General features: G+C 52.7%; 22 protein-coding genes, 8 tRNA genes and 2 rRNA genes. 1 reads left to right on the top strand and 31 read right to left on the bottom strand.

Annotated features, from left to right (window positions below; genetic code table 11):
* The first annotated feature begins 107 nt into the window (after positions 1–107).
* A complete protein-coding gene (locus tag KNP06_RS05935; RefSeq protein WP_214788189.1) occupies positions 108–1,937 on the top strand; it encodes an LTA synthase family protein in 1,830 nt (609 codons plus the stop codon).
* Between the two features lie 18 nt (positions 1,938–1,955).
* Here KNP06_RS05935 and KNP06_RS05940 read toward each other — a convergent pair whose 3' ends face one another.
* The 31 genes from KNP06_RS05940 to KNP06_RS06085 form a co-directional block, all read right to left on the bottom strand.
* Positions 1,956–2,840 carry a VOC family protein gene (locus KNP06_RS05940; protein ID WP_214788191.1) on the bottom strand — a complete coding sequence of 295 codons (885 nt, stop codon included), beginning with the start codon at positions 2,838–2,840 and terminating at the stop codon, positions 1,956–1,958.
* Positions 2,841–2,854: 14 nt separating this feature from the next.
* On the bottom strand, positions 2,855–3,139 hold the full coding sequence (locus KNP06_RS05945; RefSeq protein WP_214788193.1) for a putative quinol monooxygenase: 285 nt from the start codon (positions 3,137–3,139) through the stop codon (positions 2,855–2,857).
* Positions 3,140–3,241: 102 nt separating this feature from the next.
* Positions 3,242–4,699, bottom strand: coding sequence for a methyl-accepting chemotaxis protein (locus KNP06_RS05950; RefSeq protein ID WP_034779733.1), 1,458 nt, complete (start codon positions 4,697–4,699; stop codon positions 3,242–3,244).
* A 147-nt stretch (positions 4,700–4,846) separates the two neighbouring features.
* The gene (locus KNP06_RS05955; protein ID WP_214788195.1) at positions 4,847–7,507 is read right to left on the bottom strand and encodes an MMPL family transporter; all 2,661 of its coding nucleotides are present in this window, start codon (positions 7,505–7,507) and stop codon (positions 4,847–4,849) included.
* A 3-nt stretch (positions 7,508–7,510) separates the two neighbouring features.
* Positions 7,511–7,954 (bottom strand): MarR family winged helix-turn-helix transcriptional regulator, encoded by a 444-nt coding sequence (locus KNP06_RS05960; RefSeq protein WP_021065862.1) that lies wholly within the window; start codon positions 7,952–7,954, stop codon positions 7,511–7,513.
* A gap of 85 nt (positions 7,955–8,039) precedes the next feature.
* On the bottom strand, positions 8,040–8,543 hold the full coding sequence (locus tag KNP06_RS05965) for a GNAT family N-acetyltransferase (RefSeq protein WP_214788198.1): 504 nt from the start codon (positions 8,541–8,543) through the stop codon (positions 8,040–8,042).
* The gene (locus KNP06_RS05970) at positions 8,531–9,004 is read right to left on the bottom strand and encodes a YfbM family protein (protein WP_214711175.1); all 474 of its coding nucleotides are present in this window, start codon (positions 9,002–9,004) and stop codon (positions 8,531–8,533) included. The genes KNP06_RS05965 and KNP06_RS05970 overlap by 13 nt, the downstream gene beginning before the upstream one ends.
* A gap of 72 nt (positions 9,005–9,076) precedes the next feature.
* On the bottom strand, positions 9,077–10,009 hold the full coding sequence (locus KNP06_RS05975) for an NAD(P)/FAD-dependent oxidoreductase (RefSeq protein WP_251131554.1): 933 nt from the start codon (positions 10,007–10,009) through the stop codon (positions 9,077–9,079).
* Between the two features lie 68 nt (positions 10,010–10,077).
* Positions 10,078–10,764, bottom strand: coding sequence for a DUF975 family protein (locus KNP06_RS05980; protein WP_214711173.1), 687 nt, complete (start codon positions 10,762–10,764; stop codon positions 10,078–10,080).
* A 96-nt stretch (positions 10,765–10,860) separates the two neighbouring features.
* Positions 10,861–11,067, bottom strand: coding sequence for a helix-turn-helix domain-containing protein (locus tag KNP06_RS05985; RefSeq protein ID WP_021065857.1), 207 nt, complete (start codon positions 11,065–11,067; stop codon positions 10,861–10,863).
* Positions 11,068–11,077: 10 nt separating this feature from the next.
* Entirely contained in the window at positions 11,078–11,557 is a 480-nt protein-coding gene (locus tag KNP06_RS05990) for a DUF2975 domain-containing protein (RefSeq protein ID WP_138858573.1), read from the bottom strand.
* Between the two features lie 113 nt (positions 11,558–11,670).
* Positions 11,671–12,231: a YdhK family protein gene (locus KNP06_RS05995; RefSeq protein WP_034779749.1), complete on the bottom strand. Its 561-nt coding sequence runs from the start codon at positions 12,229–12,231 to the stop codon at positions 11,671–11,673.
* A 143-nt stretch (positions 12,232–12,374) separates the two neighbouring features.
* The gene (locus tag KNP06_RS15300; RefSeq protein WP_251126424.1) at positions 12,375–12,854 is read right to left on the bottom strand and encodes an MFS transporter; all 480 of its coding nucleotides are present in this window, start codon (positions 12,852–12,854) and stop codon (positions 12,375–12,377) included.
* On the bottom strand, positions 12,839–13,555 hold the full coding sequence (locus KNP06_RS15305; protein ID WP_251131555.1) for an MFS transporter: 717 nt from the start codon (positions 13,553–13,555) through the stop codon (positions 12,839–12,841). Before KNP06_RS15305 ends, KNP06_RS15300 begins: the two co-directional genes overlap by 16 nt.
* A gap of 217 nt (positions 13,556–13,772) precedes the next feature.
* A complete protein-coding gene (gene glmS / locus KNP06_RS06005; RefSeq protein ID WP_034779756.1) occupies positions 13,773–15,569 on the bottom strand; it encodes a glutamine--fructose-6-phosphate transaminase (isomerizing) in 1,797 nt (598 codons plus the stop codon).
* Positions 15,570–15,927: 358 nt separating this feature from the next.
* A complete protein-coding gene (gene glmM, locus KNP06_RS06010; RefSeq protein WP_214788204.1) occupies positions 15,928–17,286 on the bottom strand; it encodes a phosphoglucosamine mutase in 1,359 nt (452 codons plus the stop codon).
* 35 nt (positions 17,287–17,321) lie between these two features.
* Positions 17,322–18,602, bottom strand: a complete 1,281-nt coding sequence (locus KNP06_RS06015) for a CdaR family protein (RefSeq protein WP_138858571.1) — start codon at positions 18,600–18,602, stop codon at positions 17,322–17,324.
* Positions 18,603–19,463, bottom strand: a complete 861-nt coding sequence (cdaA, locus tag KNP06_RS06020) for a diadenylate cyclase CdaA (RefSeq protein ID WP_138858570.1) — start codon at positions 19,461–19,463, stop codon at positions 18,603–18,605.
* Between the two features lie 135 nt (positions 19,464–19,598).
* Positions 19,599–20,234, bottom strand: a complete 636-nt coding sequence (locus KNP06_RS06025; RefSeq protein ID WP_034779766.1) for a bactofilin family protein — start codon at positions 20,232–20,234, stop codon at positions 19,599–19,601.
* Positions 20,231–20,806, bottom strand: coding sequence for an RNA polymerase sigma factor SigW (gene sigW, locus KNP06_RS06030; RefSeq protein ID WP_214788207.1), 576 nt, complete (start codon positions 20,804–20,806; stop codon positions 20,231–20,233). Before sigW ends, KNP06_RS06025 begins: the two co-directional genes overlap by 4 nt.
* Before the next feature lie 140 nt (positions 20,807–20,946).
* Positions 20,947–21,849, bottom strand: a complete 903-nt coding sequence (gene rocF, locus KNP06_RS06035) for an arginase (protein ID WP_214709082.1) — start codon at positions 21,847–21,849, stop codon at positions 20,947–20,949.
* Positions 21,850–22,050: 201 nt separating this feature from the next.
* Positions 22,051–22,126 (bottom strand) — tRNA-Ala (locus KNP06_RS06040).
* A gap of 15 nt (positions 22,127–22,141) precedes the next feature.
* A tRNA-Gly gene (locus tag KNP06_RS06045) sits at positions 22,142–22,216 on the bottom strand.
* A gap of 7 nt (positions 22,217–22,223) precedes the next feature.
* Positions 22,224–22,299 (bottom strand) — tRNA-Lys (locus tag KNP06_RS06050).
* A gap of 5 nt (positions 22,300–22,304) precedes the next feature.
* Positions 22,305–22,388: transfer RNA gene (locus KNP06_RS06055), tRNA-Tyr, on the bottom strand.
* A 6-nt stretch (positions 22,389–22,394) separates the two neighbouring features.
* Positions 22,395–22,467, bottom strand: a tRNA-Thr gene (locus tag KNP06_RS06060).
* A 28-nt stretch (positions 22,468–22,495) separates the two neighbouring features.
* Positions 22,496–22,571 (bottom strand) — tRNA-Val (locus tag KNP06_RS06065).
* A 3-nt stretch (positions 22,572–22,574) separates the two neighbouring features.
* Positions 22,575–22,649: transfer RNA gene (locus tag KNP06_RS06070), tRNA-Glu, on the bottom strand.
* 6 nt (positions 22,650–22,655) lie between these two features.
* Positions 22,656–22,730 (bottom strand) — tRNA-Asn (locus KNP06_RS06075).
* A gap of 8 nt (positions 22,731–22,738) precedes the next feature.
* Positions 22,739–22,854, bottom strand: a 5S ribosomal RNA gene (gene rrf, locus KNP06_RS06080).
* Positions 22,855–22,950: 96 nt separating this feature from the next.
* Positions 22,951–23,033: ribosomal RNA gene (locus KNP06_RS06085) — 23S ribosomal RNA — on the bottom strand; the annotation flags it as partial.

Here is a 23,033-nt window from a genome sequence, read left to right on the forward strand (position 1 = left end):
GCCTCGCTTTTTTTATTGCCAAAATCGCACACCCTCATGTTTTTCGCCGTCTTCGAACAGGTACAAGACAAAGAACACACTTTGTCCGTACCGTTTGGAGGCCTTTCATGAAATATCTCGATTATTGGAGTTACTTATCGCTCTCCCTCGCCAAGCTGTTCCTCTTCAGCCTGTTGACCGCGAGCGCGTTCGACCTACCTTTTCTATTCATCAACCTCGCGACCATCTTGATGATGACGAGTTGGGCGCTACTCGTAAAATCGCAGACACGTCGCTGGATTTTGTTCGCGTCGCTGTTTCTGCACAGCACGCTACTCATCTCGGACGTCTGGTACTACCGCTATTTCGGTAACTTGCTGTCGGCCGCCTTGCTCTCTGACATCGGCCAGATGGGAGACGTCGGGGGCGGCTTTCTGACACTGATTCAAGCTCCTGACTTCATCTTGTTCACAGATTTGCTCGTCTACGCGGCTGTCCTCCTCTATATGAAGCGACACCCCATCACGGAACCGAAACGTCTCGGTCGCCGTTTGGCGGTCGCCGGTTTTCTTGTCGGCTTCATCGTCTTTACCGTCCCGACCGTCGTTCATTACGCCGAAACAGATCACCGGAAAAGCTCGATTTCGAACATGCGCGAGTATTATCAGCTCGGCTTTTGGGGCTATCACGGCCTCGATGCATTCCGCGGCCTTCAGGACGCCCTTCATCTCGGTGACGACCTGACAGAACGGGAGCGCAACCAAATCGAAGCGTTAGCGACCGAACCAGTTGAGACCACAGCCGATACGAACGTCATCGTCGTCCAACTCGAGTCGTTCCAAGCGTCCGTAATCGGTCAGACGGTCAACGGTCAAGAACTGACACCGAATCTGAATGCGCTTCGTGATGAGATGCTGTATTTCCCGAATTTCTATCATCAGACTCACGAGGGACGGACGTCTGATGCGGAATTCACCGTCAACGCCTCGCTCTATCCTGTCAAATCAGGTTCGGTGTATACGCAGTATGCGACGAACACGTTTGACGCCTTGCCTGAGCAGTTACGACGAGCCGGCTATGATACGGCCGCGATGCATGCGTTCGACAAGGAGTTTTGGAATCGTGCCAACTTCTATGAGCAAATTGGCTACAACCACTTCTTCCACCAAAACGATTATCCGGCCAATCCGGTCATCGGTATGGCCGTCGGCGACAAGGAGTTCCTGACGACATCGGTCGACCACTTGGACACGTTGGAAGAGCCGTTCTATTCCTTCATGGTCGCGTTGACGAGCCATACGCCGTATGAGATTCCGGACGAGGAGAAACGGTTGGATCTATCGGAATACGAGGACCCGCTCCTCCAAGACTATTATCATACCGTCCACTACAGCGATGCCGCCGTCGGTCTCATGATTGAACGACTGAAAGCCAACGGAACGTGGGACGACGCCTTGGTCGTCTTTTATGGCGACCACGACAGCGGATTGACCGCTGCCGGTGACGAGATGGCTATAAAAGCAGACGCCGACTCCACGGTCGAGTTGTTCCAGCTTGACCGCTCCGTCCCGTTATTCATCAAACCGGCCGGGCTCAAACGAGGTCAGACGGTGCAGGCGAGCGGCGGGCAAGTCGACCTGGCCCCGACCATCCTCGATTTGCTCGGCATGACACCGACGTACATGCTTGGAAGTTCGCTTCTCGACGATGAGCCCAATTTGACCGTGTTCCGGAATGGCTCCTTCCGCTACGACAACCTCTATTTCGTCCCGGATTTGACGGAGCCGGTTGGCAGCGGCATGTGTTATTCGGTCGAGACCGGTGATGACTTGCCGCTTCAAGCATGTGAGCCGTATATTGACGAGGCCGCCGAACAGCTTCGCTTATCCGATACAATGATTGAGAAAGACGCCCTGTCCGACTTCACACAACACGACAAACAAGCCGCCCCGAACTAATCGGGACGGCTTGTTTTGTTAGTAGACGTTTCGTAACGCCTTGACGTCGATTTTCTTCATCGGCAAGAACACCTCGGTCACTCGTGCCAATTGTTCCTTTGTTCCGGTCGTCAGCATCTCTTCCATCTCCCACGGCACGATTTGCCAGGAGACGCCATACCGGTCTTGGAGCCAGCCGCACTGTTCCGCTTCCGAGACGGCCGACAGTTTGCCCCAGTAGTCATCAATCTCGGCTTGTGTCTCACAAAACGCGATCAGCGACTGCATCTCGTTGAAGGCGAATTGATGATTTTCCGCGCTGTCCATGGTGACGAACTCGCGTCCGGACAAGACGAAACGGGCATAATTGAGTTTTCCTTCCAACTCTGGGCCGTCTGTCGCCTCGTAACGGATCAGATGGTCTTCGAGCACATAAGAATCCGGAAAGGTGGAGATCCAGTCGTTCATCGCCGCCTCGGCCCGACCGAAGACGTCTCCGACGAACAAGAAGCACGGGGTCACGGTCTGGATGTCCATCCCGCCGCTATGCATGATTTGCCACGAGACACCGTGCTTGTCTTTCAACCAGCCGTAGCGCTCGCTGAAATCATACGTGTCGAGCGGCATGAGTACATCGGACCCGTCCACAAGTTTGCCCCACAACGTCTCGACTTCTTCCGACGTCGGGAACGTGACCATGTACGAGATAGACGGGTTACGCTCCTTCAGCGGACCAGCCCCGAGTAGTTGAAAGAATTGTCCCGCCAGCGAGACGGTCACAACCGTCGTCTCACCCGAAGGCGTATCGCTCAGTTTCGTCGTATAGTCGACGAATGAATCAGGAAATCTCGACACGTACCATTCCGCAATCGCCTCGACGTCACCTTCGAACCAAATGCATGGGATAATCGGTTGGGTAATCATAGTCTTTTCTCCTTTCAGACTTCGTGGAGACGATACACCTCACGAACCGCGAGCAACGTCTCTGCCGCCTTCCGATACGCCTGATAGTGAGATGAGTTGATGTGCGCGTTGAGTTCCGTCTCGTCTCGATACTTCTCATAGAACACGAACGTGCCCGGGGCGTCGATTGACTCATGGAGCACATACGTCAGGCACCCCTCCTCTTGTCGCGACGGAGGAATGACCTCATCGAGCGCTTGCCGTAACTTGTCCTCTTTCCCCGGATGTGCCTTCAAGATAGCGGTGATTGTAATTGCCATATGCGATTCCTCCTCATTTTAGGACTGACGCAAAACTGTTCCCGTTTTGGAAGAGATGTATACGCAAATGGACACGCCTATTTGTAAAGGCGTGTCCATCGTTTAGACGAGTTCGTTCGCAATCTCGTTCAGTTCTTCAATTTGATCTTTCAACGAAGCTAACGCTTCTTGCTGTGACATCGTCAGCACATGAACGTCTTGACTGTTCACTTCGAGCGCTGTCATTAGTGCCGACATTTGGGAAGTCACTTGGTGAACTTTGTTCAGTTCTGATGCGACGACTTGGAGCTGTGTCGACGTCTCATCCACGGTGCTTGCGACCGTTCCTGTCGTTTGGATCATGGAGAGAATCGATGTTCCGCTCTTACGTACTTGTTCTTCCTGCGTCGATAAACGTTCTGTACTACCATCGATTGCACGTTCCGTCACTTGCACCTCCTGCATGACGAGTTGGATAATATCATTGATTTGAGATGAGGCTTGGGCCGTTTGAGCCGATAGATTCCGAATTTCGGACGCGACGACTGCAAATCCTTTTCCGTGTTCCCCCGCTCGCGCTGCTTCAATTGAAGCGTTGAGCGACAGCAGGTTCGTCTGAGACGAAATCTGCTGGATCGTACCCGTGATGGTCCGCACTTCTTGGAAACGCTCCGCCAATCCTTTAAACGCATGATTGACTTCACTGATACTTAAGTTCAGTTCAGCGAGCGACCGTTCTGTCGAGTCCATATTTTCATGCGATACATGAGCGTCCTGCAAGACCCCACTCACTTGAGACGTCGTCTCCTGGAGCTGTTGTTGCATCCGCTCAAACGCCTGTACAGTTGAACGAATTTGCGAAGCGACGTTTTGAATCAGACCTGCTTGTTCCGACGTCCGTTTCGTCATCAAACCGATTTGTTCTGTCACTTGCTCCGAAGCATTTGTGACAGAGTCGACTGAATCATTCATCGTGAAGACGGCCCCATGAAGTGTGGTCGCACTCGCTGTCGTCTTCGCCATCGTTAGCTCGATTTCGCTAGCGTGTTGTTCTGACTTTTCTTGTTGCGTGAACGTCTCATGTAACAACTTCGCACCAAAGAATGACACAAAGTATGCGCCAGACAAAGCCATTGTGAGCACAGTGAACCAAATGACGAGATCGAGCGGCGTTTCAAATGAAAAGCGCCCAATCAATACAGCTCCGACCGATACGATAAGCGCGAGAATGCTGCCGTACAGCACAAGATGCCGATTCAAGTACATCAACATCAATACGATATACAGAAAGACGATATTTTGAATTGCAGTACCTGGCAGCGTCAAGATAATTGCTGAAGCTGCAATGTACATCAACGTGACGAGCCCATACTTCAACCAAGTATGTTCCACATAGAAGCGATGGCCCAGCCATGATGCGGCTTGAATGACACCACCTATCAGAATAAAATTAACTGCGCCTTGCCCCGCGAGCTCCCCCATCCAATACAAAACACCCATGATCGGATAAGAGAGGAAAAATAAAATAATCACCATGCGCGATACAAACAACGAACTCATTTTTTCAAAATGATTCACCATAATTGTTGCCTACTTTCAATAGAATAAAGATCTATATTATATTTCGGCGTATTTTTATTAATCTCAAGTCCGTTTTTCTCCATTTCGCTGACATTGACTCAACAAATAAAAACAGCACAACAATTGTTGTGCTGTCCATCGCAAAATTTAGTCTCTATCTTTACTTTTTTGTTTAAATGGCCACCATACCCCGTCCCCGAACGATACGGTGATCGCTGGGATGAGCAGTGGCAACACAATCAATCCGTATAACAACAGCCCGGTGATGACGATCGTCGCAATCTGGACGAGACTGAGCACGCCAGACGGGATCATCGCCCCGAACGTCCCAGCGAGGATGACGGCCGCGGTCATGATGACCGTCCCCATCTTCGTCATCGAATGGACGAGCGCATCGCGAACCGTCATCCCGTTGATCGACTCCTCGCGGAACCGGTCGAGCAGGAAAATCGAATAGTCGATGCCGAGGGCGATCAACATGACGAACCCGAAGAACGGAACAGCCCAACTGATGCCGTCATAACCGAGTCCTTCGACGAAGATGAGCTCCGTGATGGCCGCCGACGTGTAATACGTCAGTAAGAGCGAGCCGATCATATAGAGCGGCATGACCATCGAACGGAATAACACCGTCAAGACGAGGAACAACGTAACGAGCATGATGGCGACCGTCCGATTGAAGTCGTTCGTCGACGTCTCATTCAAGTCGCTGTTAATGCTCGAGATACCGGCATATCCGATTGTCGCATCCTCGAACGGCGTATCGGTGACGACCCGGTCCATCGTCGCTTTCACGGTCTCGACCGTGTCAATCGCTTCCGGCGAATATGGGTCCATCTCGAGGATGACCTCGAGCTGTGTCGCCGTCCCGTCGTCAAACACGTAGCGCTCGACCGCCGGGGCGAACTCCTCTGACGTGAGCGTCCCTTCCGGTAGATAGACGCCCGTATCGCGCAGGCTGTCCGAGCTACTCAGGTCTGATAAGAATGCTGCCGCTTCATTGATGCCGGTCTCGATTTGAGCGAGCCCTGCGTTCGCTTCACCGACACCTGCAGCGAGTTGTCCGAGACCCGTTCCGAGTTCTCCGGCTTGGGCGCCTTGTGCCGTCAACGTAGATGCTGCCTCGTTAATGCCTGCCTCGATTTGACCGAGACCGGCTGACACTTGCCCGAGCTGCGTTACGGTCGCCGGAATATTTTGCGTCGCCGTGAGTCCTTGGCCAATCAGACCGAGCTGAGCGTTCAATTGACCAAGTCCCGCTGCCGCTTCCGCGAGCGGGGCGCCGGCATTCGTTGAACCGGCCGGTAATTGGCCAACGACGGCGTTAAGCCCAGATTCGACTTGCGCGAGTCCGTCCTGGACGTCACCGAGACCAGTCTCGGCTTCCGTCAGTCCTGCGCTCACTTGTTCGAGCTGGGTGTCAACGTAAAAGTCATCGATGACGTCACCGGCCGGACGCGTCACGGAACGGACGCCGCTCACCCCGTCGACGTTTTCAAGTTCACTCGAGAACTTCTCGATGTACGGGATGTCCGTTTCGGACAGCGTGCCATCTTGTTTCAAAATGACTTGGACCGGGAGCGACTCCCCTTGTCCGAATCCTTCTGAAATCAAGTTGAGGCCGCGTACGGAATCATAATCGTCACCGATCTCATCGACCGTATTGAACGACCGGGCATCGTCATACGTGAACAACACCGGTACCGTGATCAACGCGACGACGAGAATCGAAACGAACGGTCGATTGACCGACAGACGGCTGAATCCTTCCCAGAGACGGCTGTCGTGATGTTCGCCCGCCTTCTTCGATGGCCAGAACAAACGATGCTTGAGCGTCGCCATAAAGAACGGCACGACCGTGAAGAGAATGAGCAAGAGCACGGCAATCCCGACCGCGACGGCGACGGCTGATTTGAAGATTGGAAAATCGGCGAAACCGATGGCCGCAAAGCCGACGAACACGGCAAGACCGCTGATGAGGACTGTCCGCCCTGCTGTCTTGTACGTGTTGACGATGGCATCTTCAATCGCGTGGCCCGCGCCGAGCTCTTCTTTATACCGGCTGAGCAGCAAAATACAATAGTCGGTTCCAATCCCGAACAAGATGGCCACGAGGAAAATCTGCGTGTAGTTCGAGACCGGGAAGCCAAACCAATCGACGAAGAATGCGACGAACGATTGGCTCAATAAATACGTGAATCCGACCGCGATGAGCGGGATGAACGGCGTCACGATTGAACGGAACACGAGCAGGAGCAGTCCGAAAATGAGGACGACCGTGATGATTTCCGTTTTCTTCAAGCCTTCCTGCGCACTCAAGTTCACATCGTTGTTGATGATTTCTTCACCTGTGATGTAGACCGTCTCGTCTTCCGGGAGAATGTTTGCCCGCACGTCGTCCGCGAAGGCGTTGATGTCTTCCATCGATCCTTCGACAGTGATTGGGACGAGCACGATGCGGCCGTCCTCCGAGACGAGCTGTGCTTCCGTCTCTTCATTTTCAAACGGGTCGAGTACGTCTTTGACGACCGTGTCGTTTTGTTTCATCTCGCCGATGACCCGGGAAATATCGGCCCGTTCGGCATCACCGAGCGTTTCGAACTCATAGACGAGCGAGATCGTCTTATCGCTCTTTCCGGCGGCGTTCAAGATGTCCTGCGCCCGCTGCGAGTCCATGTCCTCGGATAATTGGAAGCTGCCGGCTTGTTCGGCCTGCTTCGTCAAGTTCGGCGCCACCACAAACAAGGCGGCCGTCAAGACGATGAGACCGATTAAGATGCCCCAGCGCCATTGGATGATTTTATGCACGTGTTATTCCTCCCCAATTCGAAGCAGCTGTTTAATTTTCCGGAACGTCCGGACGAACTGTTCGATTTCTGTCTCTTCGATGTTTCCGTCGAGCAACGATTCAACGTAACGGTAGACGGCCGCATCCGCTTCTTCGACGATGCGATGTCCGGCTTCCGTCAACTCGATCAACCGCTCGCGCTGGTCATGCCCGCGTCGACTGACGACGAGCTCTTTGTCGACGAGCTTTTTTAACCGGTTGGAGACGGCGCTCTTATGAACTCCTTGTTTTTGGGCCAACTGGCCGGCTTGAATCGGACCGAACTGTTCGAGCAGCTTGAGTAGCTGCAGTTGTTCCCGCGAATAGTCATGCCAGACGTCACCGTCCATCGCCTCGATGACATGCTCCGCACCTTGGAACATGACCTCTTCGAACAACTGGACGGCTTCCCGCATCAATTCTTTCATTTTGGTTTACCCCCTAAACTAGATAAAGATAGTTTATGTCCTAAACTATCAACCGTCAACTAAAACGACCGATGAAGTCGTTCCTTCACCGGTCGAGTGGATATACATACGTATTAAACGTCAGCGTTCGTCCTCCCCATTCTATCTGTCGTACCTCGCCGTCACGGATAAAGCCGGCACGCACTAATACGCGCTGGGACGCCACGTTGTCGCTTGTCGTCTCAGCTCTCAATCGTTTGAATCCAGGCAACTCGAACGTCAGCAATTGGCGCAGGGCCGCCGTGGCATACCCGCGTCCCCCATGCTCCGCCCCGACCCGGTAACCGCCCTCACCAGTGTCGGCATCGGTGTGATGGACGTCCCGACGCCCGACGATTGTATCGTCGCACCACATCAAGTAATAGCATCCGTCCACGTCCGCCTGCTCGCTCAATAGTTGCTGCAACGCCTGATGGAATGATTCCGGCTCATAGTAGGTGTCGCCTCGGCTCGTAACCGAACGCTCGAAATACGTGCGATTCTCGCACTCGAACTCATACAGCAACGCCTCATCTTGAAGACGTAACGCCTTTACGCTTACCCGATCCATGTGACGAGCGCCTCCCGCTGTCTCGACGCCTGGGCGAAGACACGTTTCAACTCATCGAACTGGTCCAATAAGTACTGTTTTTCCTCGAGTCCCCACTCCCGTTCAAATGGGTACAGTTCCTGCTCATTCATCGTCGCGACGTCGTAGCGCGCTTCTAGCGCCTCCAGCTCGATGTATTGAAGTCGGGTCGACAAGTCCTCGACTTCTCCCGGCATCAAATAGGCGATGCCCGTCTCTTCGTCGATGACATCCCCTCCGAAGACTGCCTTCCCGAGCGAATGACGGTCGATCTCGTTCAAATCGGTCGCCCCGGTCAATAAAAAGTAAAGACCGTGCCACGCCTTATCGATATCGGTCTGTCGTTCCTTATCTTCTAACAGTCGCTCGAAACGCTCCGGCTCTTGAAGCAGTGCTGTCAACTCTTCGACCGATACCCGCATGTATGCGCCAACCATCCCCATGTCTGATTCCCCTCTCCAATTCATATGTCTGACTATTCGGCACGGTCATGAAAAAAACCTTCCGAAGAAGGTTTAACGCATCGCTTCCGCGACACTGAGTCCTGAGACGTACGCGCTCTCGAACCGAGTCCGGCCTGAAGTGTCATCCGGCTCGAGGAAGACGTCACCGGCCAAGAAAATCGGCTCGTCACGCAATCGATGGTAAGGCTCGTTCCAGACGTCGGTCGCCTGCGCATAGCGCCACCGTTTCAACTGCCTCGATTGAATCACCGCCGACCCTGTCACCGTTTGCAACAGGCGCTCAATCTCACGAAGCGTGTCTTCGTCCGCTCGTTCATACCACTCCTCGCTCCACGACTCGTCCATATAGACGCTGACGAGTTCGGTCGCCGAGATGCCTTTTTGGCGGTTGTTGATGACTTTCAAGATACCCGGCACCAAGTCTGTATCGAGAATCCCGTCCGGACCGATGCGAGTATCGCTTGCCAATTCGAACAAGCCGACAAACGTCGGGGCGTACGTCAATTCACGTAACGCCGCATCGATCGGAAAATCTGCGAGCAAGTCGAGCGTCTGCGGGAGCGGCGACGTGATGAGGAGACGGTCATACTGCCGCGTCGTCACATCCGTCTGGACGCTGACCTGACCATCTCGTGTCGTGACCGTCTCGGCCCGTTCGTTCAAATGGACGGTCAATCCGTCAGCCAACCGTTTGGCCAAGGCGTTCATCCCGTCGACGGCGACGTAGCGCGGATACGGGTCAGCGTACCAGACGTTCACCCACCCTTCCATCTGCCAGTCGGCGACATCTTGTTTGAGTTCTTCCCCTCGTACGGTGAAATAGACAGCTCCGTGATCGGCTTTGCCGTCTCCGATCCGCCTCGTCGCCAAGCGTCCCCCGACGCTCCGACTCTTCTCAATCAATTCAACTGTATGGCCGTGACGGGCGAGGTCGCGTGCTGCGACAATCCCGCTCAGTCCGGCACCAATAATACCGATGTTCATGTCCATTCCCCCTTCTGTCAGGAAGATTGTATCATGCCCGAGGACTCATACGCCGGAACCGATGCGCTTCACGCCGAGCGATTCCACTGCTCGTCATACTCGATACGCGCGTCTTCATACATGACGGCGAAACGGCTGACGATGAACGGGCGGATGAGTGCTAGTGCGACGAGGAAAATCCATGACCCGAGGATGACCAAATCAAGTTGTATATAAAAAGTCAAACCGACTAGATACATCGGAACGAATGGCAAAATGAGTTTGAACGCATCCCACTTTCGTCCGCGCATCATCGTTCTCGATTTTGTGATTACCTCTGTAGCAGACAGTTCTGGTTCGTCGCGTAAGATGAAGTATGTGAACGCATACGAGAAATACTTTATGATTCCTGGTACGACTAGCAACAATGTCCATAGTACTTGGAACAATATGACGAGAATTGTTGCGAGCAAATGTTTTCCATAGCGGTGACGAAACGGGTCGAACACATCACTCCAGCGAATCGGCTGATCTCGTACCGTCTTTAAGATGAGCCAGTTGTATCCGACGTTAACCGGATAAAGGGCGATATAAACTAAGATGCCACCTAAACTGAGCACGGTCAGCGGCAGTGACTCCACCGTCAAACCGTAATAAGTCGGGTCTGCCATCAACCCCAATTCTAACATCACAGAGCAGGCGAACGACCAGATGAGGAATAGCCCTGCCTTTCCTTTTAACGCTTTGTGCGCCCGTTCATTCCATGTCTGAATCATCTCGTTTCCCCTTTTCGTTCCTCTTTCCTGTCTTATACGCAACGTGATGGAAAATGTTTCAAACTCCACAAAAAAACAGGGCGCTCGCCTTGTCCATCACTCTTCCCGATATTCTAAAATGTCGCCCGGCTGACAGTCGAGCGCCTGACAGATTGCTTCGAGCGTCGAGAAACGAATTGCTTTCGCTTTGCCCGTCTTTAAAATCGACAAGTTTGCCATTGTGATGCCCACTTTTTCAGACAGCTCGGTCACACTCATCTTTCGTTTCGCCAACATTACGTCAAGATTTACGATAATCGCCATCTATCTCACCTCAGACCGTCAAATCATTTTCTTGCTTCATGTCGATGGCACGCTTCAATAGTTTCTGTAACAGTTCCGCGAATACGGCGACGACGAACGCGGCAAACACAAAGACAAGCCCGATGAGAAGGAACCCAGGCGCATCATCTCGCTCGGCGAACCAGTAGAAGAACGGGAGCGTCCCGATATAAACGGCCGTGATCGTCAACGCACAATACTTGATCATGCGGAGTGATTGGACAGCCCGATACGAGAACCCTTCGTCGCGGTCAATCAACCGTAGCAACATGAACGCTTGGAACAGCGCAATGAAGAACGGGATGGCCGATACGTACATGCCAATCACAATCGGGCGAATTGAGTCCTCAATCCAACTCCCGCTCTCGACCGCCTCGCGCCAAATGTATGGAAGCAAAAACAAGCAGGCCGCCACAATCGGGACAGCCAGAACGAATACGGCCAGCCGTAAAAAAACCGTCTCTCGTTTCATGATGAAGCCACCTCACTTCGTTTGATAGCTTCATCATAACCTCACTTTTATCGTTTATCAATAAATAATCATCGTAAATAAATAAAAACCTCAGATTTCTCTGAGGTTCATCCTTAGTTCATGGCTTCGAGTTCATCCTCTGTGACCCATTTATGGTTCGTGACGTCTTCCCCGTCGTTTGTGGTGAAGTCGACCATATACACCGTCGTCTGTTCGGCCGAATCAATCGTCGCCTCGGCGCCGTCCATCCCGTCCATGTGGTCTGTGGCCAGAGTAGCTTCGGTCCCTTCTTCTAACGGTGCCTCACCTGGATTGTCGAGTTCTTCATGGATGACCCACTTGTGATCTTCGACCGGGTCACCTCCATCCGTCGGGGTATAAGAAACCGAATAGACGGTCGTGTCATATGCACCGACGATTGTCGCTTCGGTGCCATCCATGCCCGGCATGTGGTCGGCCGTCATCATCGCGGTCGACCCGACCGGGAACGTCGGATCTGTCGCTTCACTTAACCCGCTCGGCACCTCTCCTGATCCCGAATGGTCCATCATCGAATGGTCCGAATGTTCTTCTGTCGAATCGCTCGTCTGTTCTTCCTCGGCATCCCCACAAGCTGCCAAAGTCGTCGCGAGCAACATCGCGCTCAAACCCGTCATCCATTTTTTCTGTCTCATCGAATCTCTCCCTTACGTCTTTATGTGTATACGTTACCCTGCTATCGAGGTGATGAGACGTTTTTGAGACCGATACGATGATTTGTTAGCAGTTTGACACATAAAAAGACCGCCCTCGAACGAATCACGGGACGGTCTTTGCCTCAATGGTGCTTGATTTTTCTCAAGAAAACCAACATCGGGAGGAGCAAGAGCGCCGCTGCCCCGAGCCCTCCTTGAATCGACGTGTACAGGGCGAGCAGTCCAATCAACGGTCCCCCGGCGATTTGACCGAACGCGTCGACCTGACCGAACATCGACAAAATCGTCGCCCGGCCTTTCGACGGGAGCCGCTCGTTCGTCATGACGCTCATGAGCGGGTAGTGCACGTTACGCAGTGCCGCAATCGTCCAATAGAGCAACACGGCCACCCAAAACTGTCCGACCCAAGCGAAAGCAAGCATCGCAACGATGAGCAACACGTTGAACCAAAACAAGGTCGTCGCATAGCGTCCTTTGACGTATAGCTCGACATCTTTCAACACCAGCATGTTGAATAGAAACGCGACGGCATAGAACAAGCCGAACCAATACACGGCCGCCTGTTCCGACAACTGGAACGTCTCAATCAAATGCGCCCCCATAACCGGTCGAATCCTTCACTAGCGAGACCCCAGACGAGCGTGATGGCAGCCAAGCCGATGAGAATCGAATTGCCACGGATATGGGTGTATCCGTCCCGAACCGTCCGTTTTGCTTGCGCGAGGTTCGACGTATCGGCCCGCGTGATCGGTTCGAACCGCGTCACTGGCAAGACGCGCCATGCGATGATCGCGAGCATGACCAACATCCCACCGGCGAGCACGATTGTCGTTTGGACGGACGTGACTTCGGCGAGGAGCACGGCAAGCCCAATTCCGACGAAGCGGCCGAGCGAACTATATTGAGCGCCTCGCAAAAACACTTGTTCTAACCCGTCATTCCCCATCTCATCGGCAATCCATGCCTGTTCGGCCCCGCTGATGAACGTCCAGCCGATACCCCATAGCGCTGACGCGACCGCGATGGCCCAAAATTCAGGGATGCCCCCTTCTAGCAAATGAGCCAGTCCAATCAAACCGATGCCGATGACCATCGACTGCTTCCGTCCATATAAATCGGCGACGAGACCGGTGGGCAGCTCGAATAGTAAAATTGATACTTCTAAAATCGTTCCGATCAAGACGAGTTGTAACGCATTCAACTCGGCGGTCGTCACATAATAGATGGCGTTCAACGTGAACACCATCTGTATGATGAGCGAGCGCGAACTCGTGACCGCATAGTAAAGCTGTTGAATCTTCAATTGTATGGTTCCTTCGATAGTTTGTTCCAATACAGTGAATCATCGGAGGAGGTGGCCAACTTATGAACGCACGTCCTCCGGCAGGATGAATGTGTTAACTAGTTGGATTCGCATGGCGTTCTCTCCTTAGTCGTTATACCTTCAGTATACAAGCCGGTTCGCATGACGTAAATCACAACAAAAAAAGCCAAGATCCCGAAAGATCTTGGCCTACCGTTTATTCGACTGTGACTGATTTCGCCAAGTTACGTGGCTTGTCGACATCGCAATCACGCGCAAGAGCCGCGTAATACGAGATGAGTTGAAGCGGTAATACCGTCACGAGCGGCGTGAGCAGTGGCTCGACACGCGGCAAGACGAATGAATCACTCTCGTGTTCCATGCCTTCCATCGAGATCGTGCAGGCAACGGCGCCACGGGCGACAACTTCCTTGATGTTTCCACGGATGTTGAGGTGCGTGTTCGGTTGCGAGACGAGCGTGATGACCGGTGTGCCATCTTCAATCAAGGCGATCGGTCCGTGCTTGAGCTCACCACCTGGGTAGCCCTCTGCTTGGATATACGAGATCTCTTTGAGCTTGAGGGCACCTTCGAGACCGACGTATGAGTCCATGCCGCGACCGAGGAAGAACGCGTTGCGTGACTCTTTCAAGAACTTGTCTGCCAATTGCTCAAAGATTTCTTTTTGAGCCATGACCGAGTCCATGATCGTCGCGACACGCGCGAGCTCTGTCATGAGGTCAAACGGAAGCTTCTTGCCGTTCGCACGAGCGATGTCGTAGGCGAGGATGGCGAGCACGGCGATTTGGGCCGTGTATGCTTTCGTCGACGCGACCGCGATCTCCGGGCCGGCGTGGAGGAGCATCGTTTCGTTCGCTTCACGTGAGAGCGTCGAACCGGCAACGTTCGTGAGTGTGAGCGCCTTGTAGCCGCGCTTCTTCACTTCGACGAGGACGGCCCGGCTGTCCGCTGTCTCACCTGATTGTGAGATGAAGAGGAACAACGGCTTCTCCGTGAGGAGCGGCATGTTGTAACCGAATTCTGAAGCGACGTGCACTTCTGTCGGCACACCTGCGACGCGCTCGATCAATTGCTTGCCGACGAGACCAGCGTGGTAGCTCGTACCACAGGCGACGATATAGATGCGGTCCGCTTCTGAGACGAGCGAGCGCACGCCTTCCGTGAGCTCGATGTCACCGGCGTCGTTCTGGTAGTGCTGGATGATGTTGCGGATGACGGCTGGTTGCTCGTCCATCTCTTTCAACATGTAGTGCGCGTACGTGCCTTTCTCGATGTCTGACGCATCGATCTCGGCCGTATACGGGGCACGTTCGAGGACTTCGCCGTCGAGTGTCTTGATCGTCGCCGATTCGCGCGTCAAGATGACAATCTCGCCGTCGTGGAGCTCGAGGTACTGGTCCGTCACTTGGAGCATCGCCATCGCGTCAGACGCCACGACGTTGAACGTGCCGTCGCCGAGTCCGACGAGGAGCGGTGACTTGTTCTTGCCGATATAGAGGCGCTCTTTATCTTCCGAGTCGATCATCGCGATCGCGTACGAGCCGTGGAGCTCAGACAACGTCTTGCGGAACGCCGCCTCGACGTCGCCGAGTTCGACGAAGTTCTTCTCCATCAACTGGACGATGACTTCCGTGTCCGTCTCCGAGAGGAACGGCACGTCGAGTGTCGCCTTGATCTGTTCGTCGTTCTCGATGACACCGTTGTGGACGAGCGTGAAGCGGCCCGTCGTGCTCTGGTGCGGGTGGGCGTTCGGCACACTCGGCACCCCGTGTGTTGCCCATCGTGTGTGGCCGATTCCAATCGTGCCATCTACTTCTGCTGGGACGACTTCGCGTAGCGCAGCAATCCGGCCGACTTCTTTATGCACGTTCACGTTATCATGCATCAAAGCAAGACCTGCCGAGTCGTAACCGCGGTACTCGAGTTTTTCAAGACCTTTGAGAAGGATTTCCTTCGCTCCGGTATTCCCAATCATTCCTACAATTCCACACATACAAAAATCTCCTCTATATTCGATTTCTCGAAAAAGGAAACGGGCTTTTTCTAAGAGCTGTCAACGCGCTCCCCTTTGGCCGTCCGGTCGCCCGGGCGTTTTGAGGGTTTGCTTGTAGTCGTGACAGGCGACTAGGAGGCATCCGCCGAAAACTCGATAACCTCCAACCTCGTCAACTCCGAAGAGTTCTGGCGCTTGTTTCGTACTGGGTGTCCTTCCGTTTCTAAGGTCACGCTCTTAATAGTACAAATCACACCTCCATTCGTCAAGAAAATCACATAATTTCACAGTGACAAAACGGAAACAAAAAGGGAACCCGAGGACGGATTCCCTTGTTTTATTCCCTATTTCGACAGAATTATCCTTCTACACCGTAATCTTCGCGGACAACTTGTGCGATTCGTTCGACATAACGGTCACATTCTTCCGAAGTCGGTGCTTCCGCCATGACGCGTACGAGCGGCTCCGTACCAGAGGCGCGGACGAGGATGCGGCCGTTGCCGTTCATTTCTGCTTCCGCTTCTTGAATCGTCGCGAGCACGCGGTCGCCGTTCATCGCCTCGTTTTTGTCCGTGACACGGATGTTGACGAGTTTTTGTGGGTAGACCGGCATCTCAGCCGCGAGTTCTGACAGCTTGCGGCCTGTCGTCTTCACGATTTGGGCGAGTTGAACGCCAGAGAGCATGCCGTCTCCCGTCGTCGAGTGGTCGAGGAAGATAAGGTGACCCGACTGCTCGCCACCGAGTGTGTAGTTGTGTTTCTTCATCTCTTCGACGACATAACGGTCACCGACCGCCGTCTGAAGCGCCGTCATACCAGCATCTTCAACCGCTTTATGGAAGCCGAGGTTACTCATGACCGTCGCGACAATCGTGTTGTCTTTGAGACGGCCTTTCTCGCTCAAGTACTTCCCGCAGATGTACATGATTTTATCGCCGTCGACGATATCACCGTTCTCATCGATCGCAATCAAGCGGTCGCCGTCGCCGTCAAAGGCGAGACCCATGTCCGCTCCTTTTTCACGAACGAACTGTGCCAAGTGCTCAGGGTGTGTCGAGCCGACACCTTCGTTGATGTTCAAGCCGTTCGGCGAGTTTCCGATCGTCGAGACGTTCGCCTCGAGGTCAGCAAACAGACGTGCTGCCAATCCGCTCGTCGCACCATGGGCGCAGTCAAGGGCAATATGGAGACCGTCGAAATCTTCTTCGACCGTCTGTTTCAACATTTGAAGGTACTTCTGTGCACCTTCATAGTAATCCGAGACAAAGCCGAGGTCTTTCCCGACCGGGCGTGGCAACGTGTCTTCCGCCGCATCCAAAATCGCTTCGATTTCCGCTTCTGTCGCGTCATCGAGCTTAAAGCCGTCGCTACCAAAGAACTTGATGCCGTTATCCGCGACCGGGTTGTGCGATGCCGAAATCATGACACCGGCTGTTGCATCAAGCGACTTCGTCAAATAAGCGACACCTGGCGTCGAGATGACGCCGAGACGCATCACTTCGGCTCCGATTGAGAGGAGACCCGCGATGAGTGCACCTTCAAGCATGTGGCCTGAAATGCGTGTGTCACGGCCAATCAAAACTTTTGGCTGTTCGCCGGCTGGCAAGTGTTTCGATAACACGTAGCCGCCCGCACGACCTAAACGATATGCTAATTCTGCTGTCAATTCTGAGTTCGCGACACCGCGGACTCCATCAGTTCCAAAATATTTACCCATGAATTCAATTCCTCACTTTTGTATGATTGAACGCCTCATTGAATCGAGGACGTTTCGGTTTGTTCATCGACACTCGTCAACTCAATGTCGATCGTTTTCGGTGAGACGACGGTCACACCTTTTGGTACTTCATAATCGACGTCGACCCCATGCAGTCCGCTCGGGAGACCTGTCAAGTCCAAGGTCACACTCACACTGTTCGACGTGATGTTTTCCAACAGGGATCGCTTCCCGGACAACGTCACTCCAATCACTTCAGGAGCTTGGAGCGTAAAGTTGGTCCGGTCATACCCCCGCACGGTCACAGGGACCGTCAAGCGAACCCGTTCCGTCAATTCGCCTGTGTCGTCTCGCGTCTCATCTGCAGCCCGGACGAGCAATTGGACTTCCACTTGCTTTGTCGCAAGGGATGAAGCGCCTTCTGGCAAAGCGAGATTGGCGGTCACTTTCCCGGTCTTGTCGATGCCGTCTAAATCAATCGGCTCCGTCTCCACGGTGTCGATCGCATCGAGCACGTCTTGTGGCGCAAAGACACGGACTTCCGTCTCTTCAAGCAACGTATCGACCAGTCTGTAATCGTCGGCCACTTCACCAGTCGTGACTGCTTCGATCGGGAAGACGGCACTTTGTTCGTAGACCGGGACCGACACACTGATGATGTTCGGTTCAACAGTCACGTTGAGCGGATTGCCGTTCGCATCTAAAATCGTCGGCGTCAATTCTCGCGTGAACGTTTGACTTTGGTTGGCGACATCGACGTTCAACGTGATCTCTTTGACGTTTTGAATCCGACTGGCACCGCCCGACACTTTCACCGTTGCCGGTTCAATATCGGCGTCACCGACCACTTTCCCTTCTGGCAACTGCTCTTTGTTCAAAAGGTTGACCGATACGGGAACTTCAATTGTCTGTTTACGGTCGATGTAAATTTCTACTGTATCCCGTTCGAGCTTGACGTTGACGTCTCCGCCAAAGCCGCGTGCCTCAACCGGAACACGGTGGAAGCCGGTCCCGAGATTCGTTAAATCGACGAAGACTTGATAATCTTTCACCAATTTCGTCATCGTTAAACTGCTAGATGGTCCTTGAAGTTCAACGTTCATTTCTTCTGGAACGTTATATGCCACGTACTGCACCTCATCGAAGAACACTTCGACGGGAACGTCGAGCGTCATCGAACTTTGTCCGACGATCGGGAGGGCATTCGTGGAGTTGGTCGACGAACTCGTTTCGGCGACCATGAAATAAAGCAGGATGGCTAAAGCAAGTGCGATGATGCGGAGAAACCATTTATGTTGTAACCACTGATCAATCACTTACTTGTCCCCCCCTTTTTTATTAAAGAACGAGAGCGTCGTCTCTTTTTCTTCAATAACGAGTTCTTGGATCAACTTATTGCGAAGTGCCTCCTCATCCAACTCTCGATACAGACGACCGGCAATCGCGAGTGACACGGCGCCTGTTTCTTCAGAGACGGTGAGGGTCACGCTATCAGTCACTTCACTGACCCCGATGGCGGCCCGGTGTCGTGTCCCTAACGCTTTATCGATGTGCGGGCTCTCGGACAACGGCAAATAACAAGCCGCGGCCGCAATTTTCCCGTCCTGGATAATCATCGCCCCGTCATGCAGCGGGGTGTTCGGAATGAACAGGTTGATGATCAGTTGTGATGTGATGTGCGAATCCATGCGAATCCCGGTCTCGACGTACTCATTCAAGCCCGTATCGCGTTCAATCGCAATCAATGCACCGATGCGACGTTTTGACATGTATTGCGCCGAACTGACGATCGCTTCGATCATTTGACGTTGCTTATCCTCATCGCTCGTGCTCGTTCGGCCGAACAAATTACTTGTTCGTCCTAAATGCTCGAGTCCTCTTCGGAGTTCTGGTTGGAAGATGATAATGATCCCAAGGAGTCCATATGTGATGATTTGATTCAATAAGAACTGTAACGTCTTCAACCCAAAGAACCCACTGAGGAACCAGCTGACAAGGATGATGGAAATCCCTTTAATCAATTGGACCGCTTTTGTCCCACGTACAATCATCATCAACTTATAGATGACATACGTGACGACGACAATATCTAAAACGTCATTCAAATAATCGTACCAATGTACGTTCTCTGAAAGACTAAAAAATGATAAGAATGATACTTGTTCAAGTAGCGGCAAATGCTCCCCTCCTCAACTACCTAGCCAATTCGTGCAAATTACATTATATCACATTTCCGAAACCGCGCATCGCTAGACAATAAAACGAAACCAGATTGAAACGAACACAAAAAGACGCCGTCTCCGGCGTCTCCGTTAGAAGATTTGTTTGAACGAATACCACATCCACTCAAACATCCGATCGATCTGCTCAAGTTCTCCCGTGACTTCTCCAGCGCTAGCCAGATAAGCCCGACCATTTACAGCCGTCGCGTTCCCATTGACGGTCCCTTCAATTCGAAGGTCCCCGCCTTGGACCGTGATATCCCGCTCGACGGTAACGCCTTCCGGGATGACGACCTCGTTTGACGTGACAACGATGCCCGGCACTTTCGTGTACGTCATCGTCTCTGTCGATTCGTTCCATAGGCCGAGCGTCGCGCTCGACATCAAACTGAAGAATAAGGCGGCCGCCATCAGTCCTGGATGCTTACGGAACCACGTCATCCATTTGGATGGTGGTTTGCGTTTCGTCTGGACTTTTTCTTCAAATCGAGTCACCGGTGTGACCTCTACCCGTGCTTTCGCGTCCGGTAGAGATGCCATCACACGGGCTGTAAAATCATCGGATAGTTTCGGCCGTGGTAAGGCCTTCAGTTCGGCATCTATTCGTTCGTATTGAAGGTACGCTTCATATAAGTCGTCGTCCTCCAACAAGTGACGTAGTTCGTCAGATTCTTCGGGCAGGATGCCATCTTCCAAATATTGTTGTACTTTTTCTTCAGGAGTCAATTGAACCCCTCCCTGTTTTGAAAGATTGTCTTTAACATTTCTCTTCCCCGGAAGATCCTTGTTTTAACCGTAGCGACCGGCATATCGATCATGACGCTAATCTCTTTGAGCGATAAATCATCCACGTACTTCAGCAGGAGCGGAATCCGATACTTATCGGGCAACTGCTTAATCGCGTCATGCATCTCGCCTCGAATTTCGCGATGAACGACTTGGGCATCGGGTTGGGGTGCTTCATCAGCCAAATGGTCCTGATAGGTCAAGCCGTCGGTGCCCGCAATCTCGGCATCCATCGAATACTCCGGCTTTCGTTTTCTGAGACGATCGATTGCGACGTTCGTTGCAATGCGATAGAGCCACGTCTTGAACTTGTACTGAGGATCGTACGTATCAATCCGGGTATACGCCCGAATGAACGTCTCCTGGGCTGCGTCTTCCGCTTCGCCACGATCATATAATATCTTATAAGCGACAGCAAAGACACCATTCTTGTACAGTTCTACCAGCTCAGCAAACGAATCATGATTCCCCGACCTCAATTCGTCTACTAAACGGGTGGTCAGCCGTTCCATCAATCCACTTCCCCTCTCCGCAACCTATGCGGTCATCTTTCTATACGAATCATTTTCTATGTAGGTTTCAAAAAAAATCGTGACAACAAAAAAAGTTCCCAAGTCCATTGTAGCAAAGGGACTTGGAAACCGTAAGGTCATCAGACAGTTTCACCTTCCAATAACAGGTTTTCTTTGGATTTCAAAATCGTCTCGCACAACTCAAACGCCAACTGGGCCGTCGTATCCTCATGGTCAAGCGCCGGATTCAATTCAACCAACTCAATCGCAATCAGATCGTCTGCCTTCATCGCTTCGGCCAAGATCGCTTTTCCTTCCGCGGCCGTCAGACCTTGATCGACCGGCGTCCCGGTGCCTGGCACAAGTTTTGCGTCCAAGCTGTCCATGTCGAAACTGAGATAGAAGCGATCGACACGTGCGCGCAAATAAGCGAGTGCTTCTTCCATCATGACGTCGACGCCCCGCGTCCGAATTTCTTCGACCGTGATGACTTTAATGCCAAGACGATTGATTTCTCGAATCTCACCTTCATCGATGTCTCGAAGCGCCATATAGACCAAGTGCTCAGGCGCGAGTTTGGGTTCACGTCCGCCGACTTCAGTCAAGCGAATATCTCCCATTCCCAGCGCCGCAGCAAGCGGCATGCCATGAATATTGCCCGATGGAGACGTTTCTCCCGTATTCAAATCAGCATGTGCGTCGACCCAGATGACGCCGTACGGTCCTGTTTTGGCAAGACCCGCTAGCGTTCCGATTGCCATGCTGTGATCGCCCCCAACGATCAAGGGGAATCGTTTCGCCTGTATCTCGATATCGACGACTTCTGCCAGTTCTTGGACCGTGTATAACACCCCGTCTACGCGTTTCAAATGCTCTTCACTGTTGATCATTTCAGATTCAGGTAACACCCGAATCGTCTGTCGCTTCGTTGAGGCCGGTAATAATGTCTCCAATCCAAGTGTGCGTAACTTTGATGGACCTTGCTCTACGCCATGTTTCCCCTGTCCATAGCGAAGCGGTACTTCAATATATGACCAATTCATCCCCATTTCCCCCTTGAACGTTTAATATCTTCATTGTAAACGCTACCAAAGTCGTGGTTCAACTTCACATCATGATGAATAAACATACAAAAAGGCAGCCTGAATGGTGGCAGGCTGCCTTTCTCTGTACTCTCAAGTGAATGGTTCATGGATTTAGGCAAAAAAAAACTTAAGTCATAAGTAACTTAAGAAAAAAACAAATGGTGGAGCCTAGCGGGATCGAACCGCTGACCTCCTGCGTGCAAGGCAGGCGCTCTCCCAGCTGAGCTAAGGCCCCTTAAAGGGAAAAATATGGAGCGGAAGACGGGATTCGAACCCGCGACCCCGACCTTGGCAAGGTCGTATTCTACCACTGAACTACTTCCGCAAAAACATGGTGAGCCATGCAGGGCTCGAACCTGCGACCCTCTGATTAAAAGTCAGATGCTCTACCAACTGAGCTAATGGCTCAAACCTGGTGGGGGGGGGCGGATTCGAACCGCCGAACCCGAGGGAGCGGATTTACAGTCCGCCGCGTTTAGCCACTTCGCTACCCCCCCAAGGAGTGCCGGCGAAAGGATTCGAACCCTCGACCCTCTGATTACAAGTCAGATGCTCTACCAACTGAGCTACACCGGCATATATGGTTTGATTGGTTAAAATTAAATGGTGGAGGATGACGGGATCGAACCGCCGACCCCCTGCTTGTAAGGCAGGTGCTCTCCCAGCTGAGCTAATCCTCCAAATGGTGACCCGTACGGGATTCGAACCCGTGTTACCGCCGTGAAAGGGCGGTGTCTTAACCGCTTGACCAACGGGCCTTAATATGGCTCCGCAAGTAGGATTTGAACCTACGACCTACCGGTTAACAGCCGGTTGCTCTACCACTGAGCTATTGCGGAACGATCTTGCCTGGCAACGTCCTATCCTCACAGGGGGAGACCCCCAACTACTTTCGGCGCTGAAGCGCTTAACTTCCGTGTTCGGCATGGGAACGGGTGTGGCCGCTTCGCTATCGCCACCAGACAAAAGAATATTAACATCGCCTCGAGGGCGTGTCAATCCATTTCAGGGTTGTTCCCTGAAAACTGAAGACTCATCAATTCATACAAACCATTAGACTAGATCAAAGCCTCGACCGATTAGTATCATTCAGCTCCACACGTCGCCGTGCTTCCACCCATGACCTATCTACCTCATCGTCT

This window comes from Exiguobacterium sp. s21 (assembly GCF_018617975.1).
Lineage (GTDB): Bacteria > Bacillota > Bacilli > Exiguobacteriales > Exiguobacteriaceae > Exiguobacterium > Exiguobacterium mexicanum_A.